Genomic DNA, 19,678 nt, shown 5'->3' with positions numbered 1-19,678 from the left:
CCCGGTCGGCGGTCGGCGGGAGGCCCGCCGCTTCACTGCTGCAGGGGCGGCGGCACGAAGATGGCCTTGCGCGAGCGGAGCAGCCCCGCCAGCATCAGCGCACAGTAGGTATACGGAAGCAGCATGACCGGCTGGCCGGTGGCCTCGAAGAATCGGGTCGCCATCGCCGCGTCGTGAATGCCCACCCACACAAGACAAAACGCCAAAAACCACCACGCCCACCGATGCCCGGCGCGAAGGCCAAACCACGCCACCACGCTCACCGCCACGGCAGCGGCGACGACGTTCACGCCGCCGACAGAGCCCGTCAGCTCGACAAAAGGTTGCGTCTGGGTCCCCGCCTGCCTCAGCGACGTGTACGAGAAATCCAGGCTCCCCGCGCCGGTCCACCAGAAAGTATCGGGGCGCGCGACCGCGAGCCAGCTGGTCACCAACGTCATGACACCCGCGATCAGCGGAACGAAACCTGCTGCGAAGTTCAATTTCCAGCCCGGGGTCGGCGTCCCCCCCGTTGCGGCGACTCGACTGGCCCCGTCCGTCCTCATCGACTTGCTCGGCATCATGGTCATCCTCTCGTCAGAAACCCGGGGCGCGTTCAGCACCATGTGACGGGTTAAACCGTTGTGTCTAACGGCTACTCAAGGACGTGTCGCGTCGAGAGCTTGTCGTTACGGGCTGAGGCCCTTCAGCGAGAGTCAGCTTCAGCGCTTTCAGACCCGCGGAAACCCATTGAGCGAGACCACCGTGCGCGCCGTACGGCAGTTGCCGCGACGTAGCACACCACACTGATCAGGTAGAAAGCCGCGACAAGCATCAGCCACCGACCCCGGTAAGGCTCCTGTGTCAAACCTGTCGCGGCCTCGTAGGTGAACGCGCCTTGTCGGATGATCCCCGGCAGAAACATCAGCAACAGCAGGCCCGAGGCCATAGTCGGAACGCGCACGTAGTTCACGACGGGAACACGAAGGAAACTGGCTGCGGGCGCTTCACCCATGCCCCGCTTCGCGGCGCGGGGAATGAGCCGGTCAAGCAACGAGTACAGGGGGAACAAGACCAGATCATGGGCGATGACAGCCACCGCGAACCAGACCGCTATGGATTGCCACCACGTCGACGGATTGAACAAATTGTCGATGCCGAGCGTAGCCACAGCGTAGACGCCGAAAGCCAATGCCACCAACACGACGAACAGGTGGAACAGGCGGTCGCCGTAGAGTTGCCCGGCCCGATCGACCAGTGCGCGCATCACGTCGCCCGGAATTCGATGCCGGACACCCACTTGGTGCAATGCACGCCAGGCAACGCCGGAACGATGATTCTTGCCGGATACCCGTGATCCGGGGACAGGTCGGCACCGTTGACTTTCAGGGCCAGCAACGAATCCGGGTCGAGAACCTGGTTGGCCTGCAGCGTCGCCCGGTTGAATGCACCGTAGCGTTCGACCGACGACACGAAGGCTGAGCTTGGTGCCGGGCGACCGGCCGCAGCGGCCAGATCAGCAAGCCTGACACCCGTCCACGTCTCTGTCGTCGACCACCCCTCGACACAGGCGATAGGAAGAACGGCAGTGTGCTGGGGCATCGCCTCCAACGCCGCGCGGTCCAACACGATCGGTTGACCTGCGCCTGTCAGCGTGAGCCGCCATTTTTCCCCGGTGAGTTCGGGTGTGATGCGTGCTGACCTAGCGGTTCGGTTCACTTGGAAGTCATTGGGGCCGTTGCCATAACTTCGGCCACGCGGAAGCAGCACAGCCGCGTCGCGCGCGAAGCCACCCAGGGTCTGCCCCGCAGTGAGGATGGCAACCAGCAGCGATCCACCTCCCACCACAGCGAGAACGCCACGCCGACTCAACGTCGGCGGGTCGGGATCGGCAGGTACTAAGCCGTCTGCGTCGGGTGGTTCCGGAACGGTATCGGCCCGATTGGTCGTCAACACGCTGCGCATGCTCCGTGAGCGCAGACTACGGATCATCGTCGGCAGCTTGAGGCAGACGTGGGCAACAAACCCGGCGATGAACACCCAGGCTCCAAAATAGTGAGCGGTGTAAAAGCTGAACCCAAAGATGTAGTCGTACTGGATGTTTAGAACGCCGGTCACGATCTCGAACAGAATGCCGCCCACCAGCATCAGCAGCGTGATCCGTTCCAGCACTTGGGATACCGAGCGTGCGGGAGGCCAGACGAAGAGCTTCGGAATCACCGACCACAGCTTGGCCAGGACCACCGGTATGAGGATCAGCCCGACTCCGACGTGAAGCCCCTGGGTCAGCCGGTAGAGCCACGACGGCTGCGTCGGCCAATCAAAGGTCGGAAGCTTCAGCCAACCCACGTCACGCGGGATCGCCTGCCCGAAACCCGGACCGTAGGCAATGTAGGACAGCAGGCCGGTGATCGTCACGATCGGCAGCCCTATCAACAACACCAGCCCGAACACCGACGTCAACCATGGTCCCCGCAGCGGACTGCGCCACCGAATACGGGCCAGTCCCGGAGGCGGGTGACTCTCCAACGTCCTCCAGAGGCCCCCCGGAAAGCCCACCCGTGGCTGTGTGTCCGTGGGCGGAGGTCCATCGGCGTGTTCAAGACTGGCGCCGTCAACCGACGGTGTAGCGGGTGAATCGCCGGGTTCGGTGTGGGGTGGCGTCATCGTATGGGTCGTTCCTCCACAGCGGATTGTTTGGCACCAGCGTAACCCGGGTGGCACTGGTCGGCTCGATGCACGATTAGTGCCACGATTAATGCTCCGAGGGAGGCTGTCACTGTACTCAGAGGTACACTACCCTTTCCTGCACTGGGTCCGCTCAATTCACGGAAAAGCGTCCAACTTCGTCAACTCTCCGCCTCCGCTTCGGTGACCACGCTTCCATGGTTTGACGTGACCACGGACAGAAGATCGCCGGTACAGGCGGCAGACTCGGTCGCGGCGTTTTTGACTGAGAATCGCAAGCTCTATTTGCGCCAAACTATTTGATCGATCCGGGGATTTGCCGCTCGACCAAGCGCTGATGCAACCAGAGTTGGGACTTCGCCGCGATTGGACTGCCCCTCCTTCGATGCCTTGGCCACACCGGTCAATAAGGCTCGAGAACGACACCGGTGGCGGCTCGACGTGGCATGCAAGCCAGGCGTTGACGACGAGTTCACGTGCTTTGGACGCCCCGCTTCCACGAATGTCGTTGCGCGGCAACGGTCGCCGCGATCCCGGACATACGACCGGGTTGCACATTGGGTTCGATCAGGTCGAAGCGACCACCGTGGCAGCGTTACTTGTGTACTGTGCGGTACAGAGGACCCGACACTCGTCGGTTGGTCAGCCCCGCCGGCACGGCCAGGTACGTCCCACTAGGCACGGAAACGAAGGAACGCCATGACCGAGTTCGCCGTCATCGATCCCACCTCCGGCGACACGCTGGCGACGTACCCCACACTCAGCGACGACGAGTTGCAGGCAGCCGTCGCCAAGTCGGCCGACGCGTACGAGCGGTGGTCGGCCACCAGCATCGACGATCGGATTCGCATCATCGGCGAAGTCAGCGAGTTGCATGCCGCCCGAAGTCGGCAGTTGGCCGACATCATCGGACGCGAAATGGGCAAACCGGTCACGCAAGCGCTTGGCGAAGTCGAATTGTGAGACCGCAACCTGCGATGTTGTCGCTGTGCTGGTAGCTCTACTCGATAATGACCGCTCGCCTGTCGTGTTTTGTGATGACAAGTTCGGCGTGGTCGATACCTGCGGCGCGCAGGTGAAGTATGCCACCGGTCATGTAGGACAGAAGTTCTTGTAAATCCATGCCGGTTAGCTGAATGCGGGTCACCGGCAGAGCGCGGCGGGTGTCGGCGGAGCTCATGAGTTCGCGGACCACGTCCCCGGTCGGGCTGATGTCGATCGAGCGGAGGTCGACGACATCGAGATATATTTCGTCCTGGGTGCGGTTCCGGCAGGCTGGTACCACAACGAGGCCTACTGCGATCCAATCTTGAGGGTTCAACCCTGCTAAACCCTCAAGGCATTGCCCACGTGAGATATCCACTTGCACGGCCGCGGTACCGAACCAGTCGTGAAATCCATTGCGGTGGTTTGTAAATCGGTTCGGGTGCAATGTGTCGGGTCCTTCTCGCATTAGCTTCAACTGCCCAGCTCGCGTGGCCCAGACGGCGACAGCCCGATCTGCGTCGTGGCGGACCGGGCTGTCGTCGCGGGTCATGCTCTACTGGTGGGACTGTTGGCGTGCTTCTTCGACTTTCGCTTCGCCGCCGGCCTTTTCGGCTTCGGCCTCTTTTTCGGCCGCCTCGCGTTGGACCTCGGCCTTGTCCTGCTGGGCCTTGCCCTCTTCGGTCAGACGTCGCGCCCAGTGACGGTGCCAGTGACCTCTTTGGCCTTGCCCTTGACGTCCTCGACGGCACCCTTGATGGCTTCGGTGGGGCCACTGTTCTGATCAGCCACTGCGTGTTCTTCCAATCATCTACTGGGACGGCATGCACGCCGCTCAGGCGCGGTGTTCCCGGTTTACCGAGTTCGCAAAACTCGTCGGTGTGAAACGCCTTGCATAGGTCGAGCACGGTGAGACCCCCCCGCGGTGAGACCGTATAACGAACGTTGAATCCGCCCTGTGATTTGGCCACGGGCCGCGCGGCCGAACAGGGCAGATGCTCGGACCCGCCGAGGGCTGATCGGAGCGCCGGTCGTCGTTACAAGGTCGTAGTGGCCATTAGGGATCGTTGGACTCTTTGCCCCACCCCTGTTTTTGAACGCGGCACTGCTAGGCGTGATGCCTCAGATCAAGATGCCCGCGAAATCTGATCCATGCCTCAGGTAAGAATGCCCGCGAAACGGCGTTGGGTCAGGAGGCCTTGATCCGGATGCCTTTGCGGGTGTCGGGTAGGGCGGTGGGGATGCTGGCGAGGTAGAGCTGTTCGGTTTTCTCCTTGGCCAGCTGGAGAAGTCGGTTCTGCAGGTCGGCGATCTGGCGTCCCATCGCGGCCGGGTTCAGGCTGTCGCGGTAGGTCAGGAGCTCCGATTCTTGGGCTGGTGAGAGGACGCCGGCCGCCAGTAGCCGGTCCAGTGGGGTCTTGGGCTGGTCGTAGAGACGGCGGCGCCGGCCGTCACCGCTGCTGGCGTAGCCGATGGGTTTGATGGTGGGGGTCAGGTAGTTGAGCCGGTCGTTGACCAGAGGCCAGAGCCGGTTGAGCACCGCACGTTCCTCGTCGGTGTCGTAGCGGTAGTAGAACCCGTACTTGCGGACGAGATGGTTGTTCTTGGACTCGATGGTGGCCTGGTCGTTCTTCTTGTACGGCCGGGAGCGGGTGAAGAAGATCTCCATCTGCCCGGCCCATTTGATGACGGCTTTGTTGAGGAACTCGGTGCCGTTGTCGAAGTCCAAACCAGTTACCTCATACGGTATTTCATGCACACCTGCTTTCAGGGCGGCCAGGATGTGGGTGTGGGCGTTGTTGCGCACGGTCCGCGTGAAAGTCCAGCCGGTGTGCACATCGGTGAGGTTGAGGGTGCGGGCGAACTCGCCCTTCAACGTCGGCCCGCAGTGCGCGACGGTGTCTCCTTCGAAAAAGCCTGGCGCAGCTTCGATTTCGTCGGTGGCCTTGCGAATCTTGACCGACGAGCGCAACAGCGGCGAGGGCTTGGTGGTGGACTTGCCCTTGATCTGGTCTTTGGCTTTCACCGGCGCCAGATAGCGGTCGATTGACGCCGCGCTCATCGCCAACAGCTCCTCGCGCACCGTCGGGCTGTAACGGTCACGGCCAAAGACCAACTCGCCGTGGCGCTCCAACCCGTCGAGCTGCAGGGCCATCGAAGCAGCCAGGTACTTGCCGCACTGCCCACCCGAGGCGGCCCAGACCTTCTGCAGCACCTTACGGGTGTCATAGCTGTACTTCGGCGAGCGCGGTTTGCGCGGCCGTTTTGCGACACTGCGGCCCGCACCCGGCGGGCGCCTGGCCGCTACCGTGAGCCGCCGGCGGGCGTTATCACGCGACCAGCCGGTCACCTCGACCACCTGATCCAGAATCCGGCCCCGGTCCTTCTTCGAAGCCCTCACATACGCCTTGGCGTACCTGGCGGTGACCTCGGCACGAGACGCCATCGACAACCCACTTCCCATGCTCCACGACGATCACCATTTCGCGGGCATTCTTACGTGAGGCACCGAGGGCGTTTCGCGGGCACTTTTCGTGAGTCAAGCCGCTAGGTGGCGCGCTGCCTCGTCTGTAGGGCATTATGGCTTCACGCCGTGCCACGCCAAGGGCGATGACGCATCCTAGTGCCGCGCCGTTTGAACAAGCTGAGTCCCCAGCCGCCGCCATCGTCGGTGGTGTCGTGTGAACGCATCACCCGTCCCGGGTTGGCGCCATGGCGCGACGAGCCGACCGACACGAAGGTCAGATATTGACTGAGGACCTGCCAGCAAGCAATACAGATGCCGTCTCGGGTCGAGATGGGCTCGGCGTCGACGACCAGTGGTTCGATCAGGTGGTGGTGTTGGCCGTCTCGGGCTCAGTGGATGCGCTGACCGCCCCCCAGCTCGCGGTGGCCATCAGTGCAGCCCTCGGAAGCTCCCCAGCCGGGATCATCATCGATTTGTCCAAGGTGGACTTTTTGGCCTGCGCCGGGATAAACACCCTCCTCGCTGCGCACGCCGACGTCACGCCGGATACACGATTCGGGGTCGTTGCTGATGGCCCCGCCACCAGCCGCCCGCTCACGTTGCTGGGTGTGGACCGGGAGCTCGGCCTGTACCGGTCCCTCGACGATGCGCTGAAGGCCGGCAGGGACGATGTGTCACCGATGTAGGTTGTGGTTTTGGAGCGGGTACACAGGCTGTGTGCACGGTCAATGGTCAGGTGAACCGCTGACGGCCTTCGGCCGCCGATCCCGCTACGACCGCACCCTGACCGCGGACGCAGCCAGTGCCACCCACACCCGGATTGACTTTGCTGCCTGGCTACAACGACATTTCTGGCTTCGTGAGCAACAACTCAGCGACATGGTGCTGGCCGTCAACGAAGCGCTGGCCAACGCCGTCGAATTCGCCTACCTCGATACTGCAGGGGCCGGCACCGTTGCGCTGGCCGCCACCTACACCGACGACACCGACACCCTCGCCGTCACCATCACTGACGGCGGCCGCTGGGCGGCCAGATCCGCGACGCCGAGGCCAGGTCACCGCGGCCGTGGACTCATCCTCATGCGGGCGCTGGCCGATGACACACAGATCGACACCTCCGCCTCAGGGACCCAGGTCTTGCTGAGGTGGACCCACCTAGTCACGCATGGCTCGTGACGGTTGTCATGGTCATGAGCGCCGGGGTGGTTCCGGGGCAATCCACGCACAGCCCCTTCAACCGGGGCCTTTCAAGTTCGGGTGGGACGTTGCAGATGAAAGGAATACATGACAGGTCATGACGGGCGAACGATGTCACACCGTGCCACCAGCCGCCCTTGGCATCCGATGAGCCGCGCCCCGAGGCGACCTGACCCGCGGGCCAGTCGCGACGCCAACTGGACGGCGGTGAGGACAGTTGTCGACGGCGGCGTTACCTACAGAATTCTGTGATCAGCCGAGTACTGCGTGTACATCGGGCTGTGCGACTCATACCCACAGTTGTCCTGGCGAGCGGAAAACGAAGATGATGCACTCAACGGAATTCGCCGCCAAGCCAGAGCGCGACCCGCGCAGCGATGAACCATGAACAGGTACTCCGAGAAAAGTCCGCTGGCGTACCTCAGTGGTTACGGTAAACCGAACCCCGTCGCATCGAGTCCCCCTCATGATGCGGCGGGGCCCGCGCATACGCCGAGCGGTTACGTCTGTACCGAAGGCTGCGTTTCGTCAAGTGATTTGGCCCCACCGCCGTCAGGCGGATTCCAGTCAGCGTCGCAACGGGACGGGTTGCACACTAGTCGGGTGAGTGTTTTGCCGGAGACTGACGTGGCCCGAGTGCAGCGGTGGTGCCGTGACAGGGTGCCCGAGCATGTCCGTGATGAGGTTCGGGTCGAGGTGGATGTCGCCGCACGGCATGTGACAATCGTGGAATGCCGGCCGCCGTGGCGGGCGGACATGGGTGAGGACTGGACCCGGTTCCCCATCGCCCGACTGCGCTATGCGAAAACCACCGGCGTGTGGTCGTTGTATTGGCGCGACCGCAACCTGCGGTTCCATGCCTACGATCGAGTGGCGTCTACGGCCAGCGTCGAAGAGCTACTCGCTGAGGTGGATCGCGATCCCACGGCGATCTTTTGGGGTTGACCGGCTCTCGTTCACGCCGTCCTGATGGACACACCTGCGATCAGGGCTGCGGGCCGGGCCCAGCCCAGTGTCTTGCGGGGTCGGTCGTTGAGTTCGTCGGCGACGTGCTGCAGTTCCGCGGGCGATATGGTGCTCAGGTCCGTGCCTTTGGGGAAGTAGTCGCGCAGCAAGCCGTTCATGTTCTCGTTGCTGCCCCGCTGCCACGGTGAGTGTGCGTCGCAGAAGTACACCCGTGCGCCGGTGTTGGTGGTGATCTGCTGATGCAGCGCCATCTCCTTACCCTGATCCCAGGTCAGCGTCCGCCGAAGGTGAGGCGGCAGGCCACCCAAGGCACCGGCGATGCCGTCGCGCATGTTCTCAGCGGCCGGCCGCCCCGCAGGTAGGTGGACGAGTATCAGGAATCGGGTCGTGCGTTCGACAAGAGTGCCTATGGCCGAACGGTTTCCGCTACCCATGATGCAGTCACCTTCCCAATGCCCGACCTGTACCCGATCGTCGACCTCGACGGGGCGATCGGCGATCATCGTCATGTTGGTGATCCGACCCCGTCGCTCCAGGCCCTGGACGTGACGGCGGCGCCGTCGCCGCCGCCGCTTGGCCGGGCGGTTCACATCGATCCGCGGATCGTAGATCGCCTGATAGATCGACTCCACACACAGATGACGCTCAGGTTGATCAGGAAAGTGCGACCTGAGTTCGTGGCTGACTTGCTCGGGGCTCCACCGCTTGCCCAACAACGCAGTTACGACACCATGAAGCTCGTTGTCGCGCAACATGCGTCGCGTCCGCACCGCCCGGGATCGCCGCTCAACGCTGAGCCGCTGCGCGGTGGCGGGAAGATAGCGGCCACGACCATCAGCGTTGCGACGAAGCTCCCGCGACACCGTGGAAGGTGCCCTGCCCAGCTCCTCGGCGATACCGCGCACTCCGACGCCCGCACGGTGCAGATCAGCAATCACCGTGCGCTCGGCCAGTGACAGATATCGAGGATGAGGCGCTGTAGGCGCTGTGACTCTCACTGGCAGATAGTGCACTGCCTCACCAGCGGTGTTGCGGATGGTGCGCCCGTAACGCCAGCGGATCCCCGTTTTGCGGTGGATTCCCACGATCCGGCACGCCTCGGCATTACTCACCCCCTGCGCGACCAGCCGAGCGAACCACTCCCGCTCTTCCACCAACAACACGCCACCGCGAGTCTTCCGTACAGCAACCACCGCAACCTCCCAACAATCACGATGTTGCGACGTTCACTGGAATCTGCCTCACGAATTTTGGCCCCACCTGGTTTAGATGCCGTGTTTGGTTCGGGTGGTGGTCTTGCTGGTGCGTAGTCGGTAGGACTTGGTGCCGGTCTCGATGATGTGGGCGTTGAAGGTGACACGGTCGACGATGGCTGCGACCAGGCGGGGATCGGGGAACACGGTGCCCCATTCGCTGAAGGGCAGGTTGGTGGCGATCGCCACGGAGGCGCGTTCTTCGCGTTCGGTGATGATCTGGAAGAGCAATTCTGCTCCGCGAGGGTCGATTTGGACGTAGCCGAGTTCGTCGAGGCAGAGTAAGTCCAGGCGTCCGTAGCGGGCCACGACGCGGGAGAGGACCCGGTCGTCGGCTGCCTCGACGAGTTCGTTGACCAGTTGGGCGGTGGTGACGTAGCGGACTCGGCGGCCTTGTTCGCAGGCCGCCAACCCCAGGCCTATGAGCAGGTGGGACTTGCCGGTTCCGGAGTCGCCGAGCAACACGACCGGCTCGCCGGCATCCAGGTAGTGTCCGGCGGCCAGATGTCCCAGGATGGCGGGCGCAACGCCGGGCACGGCGTCGATGTTGAAGTCCGCCAACCGTTTCAGCCTCGGGAACTTGGCATCGTTGATGCGCCGGGCGCGGCGCCGTTCGGTGCGGTCGTCGACCTCGGCGGCCAGCACTTCGGCGAGGTAACGCAGGTGGGTGTGGCGTTCCCGGCTGGCGATCTCGGCCAGGCGGGCTGCTTCGGTGCGCACGGTGGGCAGGTGCAGCTCGCGTGCCGCGGCGCCGATCGAGGCTTGTGCGGCGGCATCGACGGTGGCCGGCTTGCTGCTGGTGGTGGTGGTCATGATTCGCTCCCGGTGAGCAGGTCGTCGTAATCGGTCAGAGACGGTGGTGGTCGGTCGTAGCGAGCCAGACCGCCGATGGGGACCGCGGGTGTGAGGGCACTGATGTGGCGGCGGGCGTCGATGATCACCGTTTCGGGGTCCAGGCATCCTGAGGTGACGGCCCGGTCCATCGCCGTGATCAGAGCCGCGGCAGCCATGGTGCGGTGCGCCAACAGGATGGCGATCAGAGCGCGGGTTCCGGCGGCGTCGCCGCGGGCCCGGCGGGCCGCGTCCCAGTAGGACTGGTGGGTGATGGTGAACACCCCGCGGGCCTTCGCTTGGGCCAGCGCGGTCGCCCCGGGTAGTCCACCAGGTTTGGTCTTGAGAACCTCGAGGTAGTGGTCCAGGCACAGCACTTCGACGTAACGTCCGACCGCCCGTTCGTGGGAGGCCACCAGCCGGGGCCCGTCATATATCTCGACGGTCCGTGCGGCCAGGCGCACTGGTAGACGTCGCCCGGCGTAGCGGGCCGGCACAGAGTAGAAGCATTGCCGCACAGACACTCTGGACCGGTTGTCGACCCGAGCGTGGAGCAGCCTTGCGCAGTCGAACGGCTCGGCCGGCAAACCCATCAACATCGGCGTCTCGGCGGCGAACGCGGCGCCGATGGTGATCGGGCGGCCGGTGATCACCCGGGTGTCGTCGACCAGGTCGGCGTCGGCGATCAGATCGTTGAGCTCTGCCAGGGAGGCGACCGTGGGGACCGGGACGAGGTGGCGACGTCGGAAGCGGCCGATCTCACCTTCCACGCCACCCTTCTCATGCGCCCCGTCGATGCCGGGGCGGCAGAAGAAGGAGTCGAACCCGTAGTGGCTGCGCAGCGCGGTGAACCGTTCGGACTCGGTGCGGTCGCGTCCTTTGAGGACCCGGATCACGGCGGGTTTGAGATTGTCGTAACGGATCCGGCCAGGGACGCCGCCCAGATAGGCGAAGGCCAAGACGTGGCCCTCCAGGAACGCCTCCTGCGCTTGGGTGGCGAAGGCGACGTGAAACGCTTTGCCCGAGTGCGACAGTCGCATCACGAACATCCAGCACTTCACCACTAGTCCGGCGATCGTGGCGTAGAACTCGCCGAAGTCGACCTCGGCCTCCGCGCCGGCCTCATGTGTCTGCGGGATCGACACCTCCTGCCGGAGCAGTCCCAACTCGATCCGACGGCGCGCGACGTGACGCGACACCGTCACCTCCGAGCACGTGGCCTGGTGCTCGGCGACCAGTCGCTGCCAGATCCGCCGGGCGGTGTGTCGTTGTTTGCGGGGGGCTTTCTCGTCGGCGATGAGCCACTCATCGATCACCGCCACGTACTCGTCGATCGCTGGGCGTGGGCGCGCCGGATAGGCCTTTCGCGGCGGCGGGACCGCGTCCTCGAGGGCTTGGCGCACCGTCCGACGATGCGTGCCATGACGATCCGCCAACTCGCGGATCGACACCTCACCGAGACGGTGGTCTCTTCTGATCTTCTCGAACAGCTCCACGCGTGACCGCATCCTGACCGACCTCCCTGACGGCCGCCAGAGACGACGGACGACAGGAACGATCTGAACGAGGGTGGGGCCAAAATTGGTGACGACACACCGCGCCCCACCTGGCCGGAATGATCACCACCCCGGGGCCAGAATTCGTGAAGAACGACGACCGAAGTGGGGCCAAGTCAGGTGACCACACGCAGAAGGCAATATTCGTACCAGTTGGCTTCGCAGCGTCGCACGCCAGACTGACCCAGTCGCCTCGTCTGGCCGCCACCGGTGAACCCGTCAGCGGGGGCTCGTTCGGCCGGGCGACGACTTACCGCTATTGGCCCTGGATGCCGAATTCGGAACCGTTCCATGACCGGCGCACCGCCATTGGGCTTCTCGGGTGGGATGATGGTGTGACCGCCCCCACAGCCACGTTGGAACCAAACCGGTCGAGGTGCTGCACCAGATCTGTCGGACGTTCCGGTCGCCAGCCCGGTGCCCGTTGCGATGCACCGGGCACTCGCCGTTGCCCTGGTAACGCCGGGCGCCGGTCGCCTCGGTGGCCTCGGCCTCGATCAACGCCTGAAGCCTGGCGCGGATCAGCTCGGCGAACACCTTTCATCCCAGTCGACTAGGGCAGATGCCGCGGCCTGTCGACAGCGCCGGTCACCACTGTGCTTCACAGCACGCGCTAACACTCGTCAGCCGCCGGAGAACGCCCAGTGGGTAAAGCATTTTCCCCTCGGTTAGCGCTGCCCCCGTCTTCCCTATTTCGTCACTGTGACGTTTTTGGCGTGACTCAGAGACGTGCGCCCCTCTCGCAGATATCTCATGGATAATCTTCATTATCCATGATATACTGGCCGTGTGAGAGTGCGCTCTTCGACGACCGACGTCGACGCGGATGCCACTCGGCCGGCATGGTTCGAGGCATTCCTGGCCGACCGCGGCACCCGCAAACCGTCGGTCCACACCATGAAGGCCTACCGCCAAGACTTCGACGCAATCGCCGCACTCATCGTCGGTGACGAGCAGCCCGTGGCGGGCATGCCCATGAGCGCGATCACCACCGATCTGCTGCGCACCGCGTTCGCCCGCTATGCCGCCACCCACGAAGCAGCCTCCATTCGTCGGTGTTGGTCAACGTGGAACGTGCTGTGCACCTACCTGTTTACCGCCGAGCTGATTCTCGCGAACCCGATGCCTCAGATCGGTCGACCCAAGACCGCTAAGACCATGCCAAAAGCGTTATCCACCAACGTTGTCACGGAGCTGGTCGCGTCAATGGACGACGAGATCGAGCAGCGCCGCAGCGACTGGCCCGAACGCGACCGGGCCATTGTTTTCACCGCGCTGCTAGCCGGCCTGCGATCCGAGGAGCTCATTAACACCAACATCGGCGACATCCGCCGCAGCGCCGACGGCGCAGTCATCCACGTGCGCGGAAAAGGCATGAAGGACCGACGCGTTCCCATCGAACCGGCGCTCGTCGAGGTCATCGACGATTATCTCAACAGTCGCCATACTCGATTACCGCCCAGGGCTAAACGTCGCTCCCCCAGCGAGGGGGTGACGGCGTGGTCGCCCAACGCGCCACTTTTCGTGGGCACTGATGGTGAGCGTATTACTCGCGGGACTCTGCAGTATCGGGTTCTGCGCGCCTTCAAGAAGGCCGGTATCAATGGAGAACGAGTCCGCGGCGCCCTAGTGCACGGATTGCGGCACACCTTCGCTACCGAACTCGCGAACTCTGAAGTCAGCGTCTATTCGTTAATGAATCTCCTTGGGCACGAATCGATGTCGACATCGCAGCGCTACGTCAGCGCCGCCGGCAACGAGACCCGCCATGCAGCCGCCAAGAACCCCCTCTACGGGATACTTGACAAAAGCGAGTGAATGCACACAGCCGCAATCGCACTCAAAGATCCGTACAAGTCGGTCTGCCAGAATCTGCCGGCAAGTAATGGCGCGCCCGCGGATTGGAGAGACTTTGTAAACACCGGATGATTGGTGCCGTCGACCCGAATACTCCAGATCCTCCCGGCTCAACACAGTTGGTGGCGATTGAGTGACGCCCTAAAGGTTGATCGCCGATAGCGCGGCGCTCGAGTAGTCAGAGGCACGCCGAAGGGTTCAGCCGAGGCTCCGAGCTCTCCTTTGCGCCAGACCCACGCTGTCAGCTTCTCAGCCCAGGAGCCACCCATAGTTGCTTTCCTGGAACGATGGAGTGCGGTCAGCCTCTCCAAACCCACACAGGAGTCATCATGCCCGAACCTCAAATCGTGGCATCTTTCGAACACTTGCACGAGTCGCCCACGGTGCGAGCACTGATTGAAGCTGCGCTGGAGAATGCACGCTCGCTGATATCGACCCGATAGCGTCCCGTGGAGTGGTGGACTTCGGATCTGGCGTGGTTCACGCGTTGTGATCAACGAGTCATGTTGAACGCTAGGCGATTTGGTGTTGTTTGGCAAGTGCTGCCGCAGCGTGTTTGGCGGCAATGACGGCACGTAAATCGTCCATGGAGACATCGGAGAGATAGCGGCGGGTGACCTGCCACTCGTCGTGGGATTCGATGACCACCGCAGTCGCCAGCCGCAGGAACGCCGCCGGATTCGGAAAGATCTCCACGACATCAGCGCGGCGCTTGATCTCCTTGTTCAACCGTTCGATCGGGTTGTTCGACCAGATCTTCTGCCAATGCGCCTTCGGGAACGCGGTGAAGGCCAGCACGTCGGTCTTGGCCTCGGCCATCATCGCGGCCACCTTCGGGAAGCTGGCCGCCAAGGTATCGGCGACGCGGTCCCACTGGTCGGCGACCTCGGCGGGGTCGGTGTGGGCGAAGATGGTCTTGACCGCCGCGGTGACCGCCGGGGCGTGTTTGGCGGACACCGCGGTGTGCAGATTTCGCATGAAGTGCACTCGGCACCGCTGCCACGATGAGTTCGCGAACTGTTGTGCCACAGCCGATTTCAATCCAGCATGCGCATCAGAGATCACCAGGTGCACACCACTGAGCCCGCGGACCCTCAGCGAGGCGAGGAATTCGCGCCAGAACTCGTAGGACTCGCTGTCACCGACGGCGGTGCCCAGCACCTCGCGCGTGCCGTCGATGGACACCCCGGTGGCCACCACGAGCGCCTGAGAGACCACGTGCGCCCCGATGCGCACTTTGCAGAACGTGGCGTCGCAGAACACGTACGGGAACTCGGTGTGGGCCAGGCTGCGGGTACGAAACGCCTCGATCTCCTTGTCCAGGCCGGCGCAGATCCGTGAGACCTCCGACTTGGACACGCCGGTCTGCACACCCATCGCGCTCACCAGGTCATCGACGCTGCGCGTGGACACCCCGTGGACGTAGGCCTCCATGATCACCGCGTGCAGCGCCTTATCGATACGGCGGCGCCGTTCCAGCAGCGACGGGAAGAACGATCCGGCCCGCAGCTTGGGGATCTGCACCTCGACGTCACCGGCGGTGGTCGAGATGGTCTTGGGTCGGTGCCCGTTGCGGTGGACGGTGCGTCCGTCAGTCCGCTGATAGCGGCCGGCGCCGATGGCCGCCGTGGCCTCGGCCTCGATCAGCTGCTGCAACCCGGCGCGGATCAGCTCGGCGAACACCGCGCCGACATCGGCGGACTTGAGCGCATCGAGTTGGGCAAGCAGGGCAGAATGATCCTGGGTCATCGCGTGGTGTGTCTTCCTGTTGAGTCACTTGGTAGGTAACTCACTGACCACTACGCGATGGCCCACCCCAACAGCGTCAACGACACACCCAGCACCGTCGTCCCCGCCCCCCGAAACTCCACCACGCTAGGGGACTTATCCATCGACCCTCCCCCCACCTGACCCAGACAACATCCCTATCGCAACAGATGGCGGCCCGAACTATGCCACGAAGGGCCTCGGCTTTCGCTTCGGCAGCGCTCTACAAGAGTTCGATGAATCCGAGGATTATTAGCCCGGTCCGCTTGAGAATGGCGCGGACGCACGATTGTCCAGAGACGTCGCTAGAGTTGGCGTCGCTCTGATCGCTACACGGCTGCCACTCGTCGTGCTTCTGCGCGACAATAGTTGCAGCCCAGATCATTACATCAGGCGCCGTTTGCCGACTCACTCACGCAGCGCCAACCGGCCGATGCCTCGCCCCCTGGCGATACGCGCGTTCTTGACGCCCCCGTCGCTGGCGGCCATCACCTAGGCAACCCGCGACACTTCTGCAACCGCAGCACGAACGCAGGAGCAAACCTCACCTTCTGATGTGCAACACCTCCAGAACCTGCGACCTGGCACTTCGATGTGAACTAGCCGTCGATAACGTTGTACAACAACATCTTTCATCGGTAACAGAGATTATGTCAACCTGTCAGATAGCCCCATGTCCGACACCCGAATTCGCGCGGCAACAACAATAATTGTCCGGACTCGGTTGCATCTGGCGGCTTTCGCAATGAACCTGGCGGTCGCGGAAATGAGGCGGGTGTCTCGATTCGAGTTGGCAGGGCCGGCCTTCGGCATGGGCAGCAGCCGTCTCGGTTGCGCTGTCGGTGGGTAGTGTCATGATCGCGTACGTGGTGACCCTGTCTTCGTCAGTGCTACGACCCTCCTTCTGGCTGGTCGCAGGCTTAGCCTGGTCGGGCGATGCACTGAGCGGAGCTCCATCGGCTATCGCTATCGCCCCAGACGCTTTGCAAGTCCAACTGCTCAGGACGCCGACACGCCAGGTCTTGGACCTCGCGCGCTACTTCGCGAGCCACAGCCAATACCGCGTTGTATTCCTCGCCGAGCTGACTCGCTGGCTCGACCACTTTGGACGCACGTGGTCCTCGGATGGAATCGACTTTGACCAGGCTCTCTACGACATCACCGAAGTGCTACCCGGGCTCTACTTAGGACTTGATCATCGCTCGTACTGCATTGTCTGCGACGCCTCCCGCCAAGGCATGGTCATCCATTACCCCGAGAGCCGAGAACAGCTCACAGAAGCCGACCGCAACACAACCCGACTCGGGCTTACTCAAACAATCACCGAGAGCTGGCCAGCCTACATCCAATCCATCCAGGGCGACTAACGCCGACACGCGGGCTCGATCCGCCATCTCAGATGAGACGGCGACCCAGGTATGCGCCTCAGGCGAGCTGGCGTACCTGCATCAGGCCGCCAGGTCTGTTGAGAACAGACAGCCGCCGCCGATCCACCGGCTACCGCAACAGGCTCGACGCCAACCCCCGGAACGCTCACGCTCAGGTTCTACGACGGGGGCTGGCGGTGTCGGTAGGACGCGGTCGCGGGGTCGGGTTACGTGGCCAGGTCCTCAGCGTGCTCGGTAAGCCCTGGACGGGGCCAAATCCCGTAGTGCCGGCGCACTGCTCGAATGGCGTTCAAGTAGGCCTGCTCGTCGGTGCGCCGTTCTTTGGGCGAATCCCAATTCTTGCCGAAACGTAGATCTGCGGCCTGGATGTTCAGTATTTCCAGCGGGTACGGGTGTACCCCGCCGGGTGACGACCACAGGTCGATGCGATATTCACCGCGGTGGTCTGCCCCCACCCGGCGCAAGTTCGCATCAAGTAGCGGTTGGCCGTAGTGGCGGTCCAACGTGTAGACGAGGATTCGCTCACCGGTGTCGAGGTTGTCGAACTGGGCGCCGGACAGGCTGAGGTGCTCCGGGTCACGGACAGTCGCTGGTAGGGGGATGCCGTTAGTCTTGGCAACCGTGCCGCTCGCAGCAGTTTTCGTGTGGGTCCACCCACTCGCTGGCCGTGCCAGCGGGCCGTAAACAGCTTCTACCTCAGCGGTGACGTATTCACGCTGACGGTCATCACCTAGCCGCATGTCCGAGCAAATCGTCGGGTACATGCCCGCGTCGACGAGATCGCCCACCCGATTACGCGAAACGCCGAGAGTTTCACCGATCGCTTTATCGGTGAGGCCCTGTTCGCGCAGGCCCCACGCCAGGGCGCCAGCGATGCAACCCGCCGCAGTCCGTGCGAGCTCTTCGCGATACTTAGCTTCGGCCAAAACATCCCGCGCTTGGTCGATCATTGTCGTCCGCCGCTTGTCTGTGTTCTCCACACCAACCATGAAAGCACACACTAGATGCAATGCACCAAGCGTTTGCAGTGCACACATTGAGTGCACGATGGAGCGCTCAACGATCCGTGGCGGTGGGACTCTCCGCCGAACTTTTCCAACATGGGGACTACTCATGCTGCGCGACGCCCGCCAAGCACGCGATGTCAGACCTCGGTGGCGTCAATATGGCACCGCGCCAATGGTTTTAGCGAGTTCTCACTCCCCTACCCGGTGCCAGCCAAGTTGACCGGCTGTGGTTGGCGGGTGGCACAGCGTCCAGGGCATAGACCTCAACGCAGCGGCGTTAACTGGGGGTGGGTGAAGGAAACGAACCCGAGACCCGAGATATGTACTACACAACTACACGGTTGTGTAGTACACTACTGGGTATGGCCATCGAGTTCACCGAGAGTCCGCTGATTGAAGTCATGGCAGAGGTCATCCCGCCGTCAACCGTGAGGATCTTCCATGTCATGGCTGTTCGCGTGAAGTTCCTCGACCGACTCGATCAAAAGGAGGGCGACCGATGAACATCGACCAGGAGGACCGATACAACAAGCTTGCGGATTGGGCCGAAAGTGCCGACCGCGGCATTCATCCCGAGCGCGGCGAAACGGGCACTGAGGCAACGCGATCAAGCCGTGAACTGATCCGCCGGGCCGGTGGTCGGCCCAGCGTTGACCCCGCCTCCGAACCGGGAGCAGTCTCGCCACGCCGGCAAGTTCGGCTGCCCCGTGCGCTTAGCGAGCGTGTCGACCAGCTAGCCGACCGCGAGAACCGAAGCGCCAGCGATCTCATGCGCGAGGCCATCGCCCAATACGTCGCTACGCACGATGAGCAGCGAGCCGGAGACGAGAAAGGCGGGAAACTCGTGAAAGACCCCGACGTTAGGGCGACGGTCGAGCGTGCACTTGAGGCGGGCCAGCGGCGCGAGGACATCGACATGGTTGTGCGGGCTCGGTACACCTACGAGTGGGGCGGCGGGGATGCGTTGCACCTGGAGCTGGCGGATGAAGTCGAGCGACTGCGCACCCTCGTCGGCAAGCCATAGTCCGCGAAACGTACCAAGAGGAAGAGAGCGATAGGTGAGTGAGGACAAGAACAATGAGGACCGAATCGAGTTTGAGATGAGCACGACCTCCACCAACAGAAACACGCTCGTCCCCGATGTAGAGGGCGTGCTCGACGCGCAGCTCGCCGCCATCTGTGTTGCTCTCAACCAGCGGCCATCCGTGGAGCCACGTTTGACCGCAATAGCCGCAGCCTCGCAATACCGCGAAAAGCTGCGTAAAGCGATGGCGCGCCAGGCGGACGAAGACAGGGAGACCGAGAAGACACAAGGCGCGGCGCCGATGCCTCCGATGCCTCAGGTTCCGTGTTCGGGCGACGACCCCGCTCAGCCCGCAATAGAATACGGAGAGAACGGAATTCGTGCATGACTGGATCCGGCTTCGACAGTGGGCGGTGTGAATCTGCATCGGAGAGGTTGCCACAGCAGCAGGGGCGGTTGCGCTTCGGCTATTCCGACCTGGTTGCAGAGCAAGGAGATTCGTCAAACATGAGACTTGAACGCCCGAGCCCATGGCCTCGGGCGCAGCGACTCGGTGCACCGGCGAAGTGGGCCATTCTTGCCCTCGCCGTGTTTGTGGTGGCGCTCGGCGGCGTAGTCGCTGTTCAGAGGATCACGACCACGACATCGCCTCCTAGCCCGTCGCTGCCGGCCCAGTTCGCTGAGTGGATGTCGGCGAATACTAGAAGCGACATC

The 19,678-nt window shown here is 63.2% G+C and carries 19 protein-coding genes and 2 pseudogenes; 9 read left to right on the top strand and 12 right to left on the bottom strand.

Features of this window, described 5'->3' with window-relative positions; all coding sequences use genetic code 11:
- Window positions 1-32: 32 nt before the first annotated feature.
- The 3 genes from ACXYX3_RS27035 to ACXYX3_RS27025 form a co-directional block, all read right to left on the bottom strand.
- On the bottom strand, window positions 33-605 hold the full coding sequence (locus tag ACXYX3_RS27035; protein ID WP_033718748.1) for a hypothetical protein: 573 nt from the start codon (window positions 603-605) through the stop codon (window positions 33-35).
- 80 nt (window positions 606-685) lie between these two features.
- A complete protein-coding gene (locus tag ACXYX3_RS27030) occupies window positions 686-1,246 on the bottom strand; it encodes a hypothetical protein (RefSeq protein WP_033718764.1) in 561 nt (186 codons plus the stop codon).
- Entirely contained in the window at window positions 1,246-2,442 is a 1,197-nt protein-coding gene (locus tag ACXYX3_RS27025; RefSeq protein WP_458612314.1) for a molybdopterin-dependent oxidoreductase, read from the bottom strand. Before ACXYX3_RS27025 ends, ACXYX3_RS27030 begins: the two co-directional genes overlap by 1 nt.
- A gap of 924 nt (window positions 2,443-3,366) precedes the next feature.
- Between ACXYX3_RS27025 and ACXYX3_RS27020 the strand changes: the two genes are divergently transcribed.
- Complete coding sequence (locus tag ACXYX3_RS27020; RefSeq protein ID WP_033718746.1) at window positions 3,367-3,630, top strand: aldehyde dehydrogenase family protein; 264 nt, start codon at window positions 3,367-3,369, stop codon at window positions 3,628-3,630.
- A 37-nt stretch (window positions 3,631-3,667) separates the two neighbouring features.
- Here ACXYX3_RS27020 and ACXYX3_RS27015 read toward each other — a convergent pair whose 3' ends face one another.
- The 3 genes and pseudogenes from ACXYX3_RS27015 to ACXYX3_RS27005 all read right to left on the bottom strand — a co-directional run bounded on the left by ACXYX3_RS27015 (window position 3,668) and on the right by ACXYX3_RS27005 (window position 6,097).
- On the bottom strand, window positions 3,668-4,204 hold the full coding sequence (locus tag ACXYX3_RS27015) for a hypothetical protein (protein ID WP_369322808.1): 537 nt from the start codon (window positions 4,202-4,204) through the stop codon (window positions 3,668-3,670).
- Window positions 4,205-4,207: 3 nt separating this feature from the next.
- Window positions 4,208-4,443, bottom strand: a pseudogene (gene mbp1, locus ACXYX3_RS27010) (microaggregate-binding protein 1).
- A 397-nt stretch (window positions 4,444-4,840) separates the two neighbouring features.
- A complete protein-coding gene (locus ACXYX3_RS27005; RefSeq protein ID WP_176215952.1) occupies window positions 4,841-6,097 on the bottom strand; it encodes an integrase catalytic domain-containing protein in 1,257 nt (418 codons plus the stop codon).
- A gap of 266 nt (window positions 6,098-6,363) precedes the next feature.
- Here ACXYX3_RS27005 and ACXYX3_RS27000 point away from each other — a divergent pair, with 266 nt between their 5' ends.
- The 3 genes from ACXYX3_RS27000 (at window position 6,364) to ACXYX3_RS26990 (ending at window position 8,260) form a co-directional block, all read left to right on the top strand.
- Window positions 6,364-6,804: an STAS domain-containing protein gene (locus ACXYX3_RS27000; protein ID WP_080691779.1), complete on the top strand. Its 441-nt coding sequence runs from the start codon at window positions 6,364-6,366 to the stop codon at window positions 6,802-6,804.
- Between the two features lie 31 nt (window positions 6,805-6,835).
- Window positions 6,836-7,294, top strand: coding sequence for an ATP-binding protein (locus tag ACXYX3_RS26995; RefSeq protein ID WP_458612313.1), 459 nt, complete (start codon window positions 6,836-6,838; stop codon window positions 7,292-7,294).
- 624 nt (window positions 7,295-7,918) lie between these two features.
- Window positions 7,919-8,260 (top strand): DUF3024 domain-containing protein, encoded by a 342-nt coding sequence (locus ACXYX3_RS26990; RefSeq protein WP_458612312.1) that lies wholly within the window; start codon window positions 7,919-7,921, stop codon window positions 8,258-8,260.
- Window positions 8,261-8,271: 11 nt separating this feature from the next.
- Here ACXYX3_RS26990 and ACXYX3_RS26985 read toward each other — a convergent pair whose 3' ends face one another.
- From ACXYX3_RS26985 to ACXYX3_RS26970, 4 genes and pseudogenes are all read right to left on the bottom strand, one after another.
- On the bottom strand, window positions 8,272-9,474 hold the full coding sequence (locus ACXYX3_RS26985; protein ID WP_458612311.1) for an IS30 family transposase: 1,203 nt from the start codon (window positions 9,472-9,474) through the stop codon (window positions 8,272-8,274).
- 72 nt (window positions 9,475-9,546) lie between these two features.
- On the bottom strand, window positions 9,547-10,347 hold the full coding sequence (gene istB, locus ACXYX3_RS26980) for an IS21-like element helper ATPase IstB (protein ID WP_458612310.1): 801 nt from the start codon (window positions 10,345-10,347) through the stop codon (window positions 9,547-9,549).
- The gene (gene istA / locus ACXYX3_RS26975; RefSeq protein ID WP_458612309.1) at window positions 10,344-11,873 is read right to left on the bottom strand and encodes an IS21 family transposase; all 1,530 of its coding nucleotides are present in this window, start codon (window positions 11,871-11,873) and stop codon (window positions 10,344-10,346) included. Before istA ends, istB begins: the two co-directional genes overlap by 4 nt.
- 459 nt (window positions 11,874-12,332) lie before the next feature.
- Window positions 12,333-12,458, bottom strand: a pseudogene (locus tag ACXYX3_RS26970) (IS256 family transposase); the annotation flags it as partial.
- A 252-nt stretch (window positions 12,459-12,710) separates the two neighbouring features.
- Here ACXYX3_RS26970 and ACXYX3_RS26965 point away from each other — a divergent pair.
- Window positions 12,711-13,739, top strand: a complete 1,029-nt coding sequence (locus tag ACXYX3_RS26965) for a tyrosine-type recombinase/integrase (RefSeq protein WP_369322809.1) — start codon at window positions 12,711-12,713, stop codon at window positions 13,737-13,739.
- A gap of 552 nt (window positions 13,740-14,291) precedes the next feature.
- Here the strand turns inward: ACXYX3_RS26965 and ACXYX3_RS26960 are convergent.
- The gene (locus ACXYX3_RS26960; RefSeq protein ID WP_458608991.1) at window positions 14,292-15,527 is read right to left on the bottom strand and encodes an IS256 family transposase; all 1,236 of its coding nucleotides are present in this window, start codon (window positions 15,525-15,527) and stop codon (window positions 14,292-14,294) included.
- Between the two features lie 872 nt (window positions 15,528-16,399).
- Here ACXYX3_RS26960 and ACXYX3_RS26955 point away from each other — a divergent pair.
- Window positions 16,400-16,912, top strand: a complete 513-nt coding sequence (locus ACXYX3_RS26955) for a hypothetical protein (RefSeq protein ID WP_083129144.1) — start codon at window positions 16,400-16,402, stop codon at window positions 16,910-16,912.
- 227 nt (window positions 16,913-17,139) lie between these two features.
- On the opposite strand, the gene ACXYX3_RS26950 is transcribed toward ACXYX3_RS26955, so the two are convergent.
- Window positions 17,140-17,922, bottom strand: coding sequence for a hypothetical protein (locus ACXYX3_RS26950; protein ID WP_083129145.1), 783 nt, complete (start codon window positions 17,920-17,922; stop codon window positions 17,140-17,142).
- 380 nt (window positions 17,923-18,302) lie between these two features.
- Here ACXYX3_RS26950 and ACXYX3_RS26945 point away from each other — a divergent pair, with 380 nt between their 5' ends.
- Genes ACXYX3_RS26945 through ACXYX3_RS26935 form a run of 3 tightly spaced genes read left to right on the top strand, consistent with a single transcriptional unit; the run spans window position 18,303 to window position 19,352 of the window.
- A complete protein-coding gene (locus ACXYX3_RS26945) occupies window positions 18,303-18,443 on the top strand; it encodes a hypothetical protein (protein WP_165799859.1) in 141 nt (46 codons plus the stop codon).
- The gene (locus ACXYX3_RS26940; RefSeq protein WP_083129146.1) at window positions 18,440-18,964 is read left to right on the top strand and encodes a CopG family ribbon-helix-helix protein; all 525 of its coding nucleotides are present in this window, start codon (window positions 18,440-18,442) and stop codon (window positions 18,962-18,964) included. Before ACXYX3_RS26945 ends, ACXYX3_RS26940 begins: the two co-directional genes overlap by 4 nt.
- A 34-nt stretch (window positions 18,965-18,998) precedes the next feature.
- Window positions 18,999-19,352 (top strand): hypothetical protein, encoded by a 354-nt coding sequence (locus ACXYX3_RS26935; protein ID WP_083129147.1) that lies wholly within the window; start codon window positions 18,999-19,001, stop codon window positions 19,350-19,352.
- Window positions 19,353-19,678: the final 326 nt, after the last annotated feature.

It is taken from the genome of Mycobacterium sp. Panama NTM2, assembly GCF_054355555.1.
The sequence above is the reverse complement of the archived record's forward strand: the minus strand, read 5'-3'. Positions and strand labels throughout refer to the sequence as shown.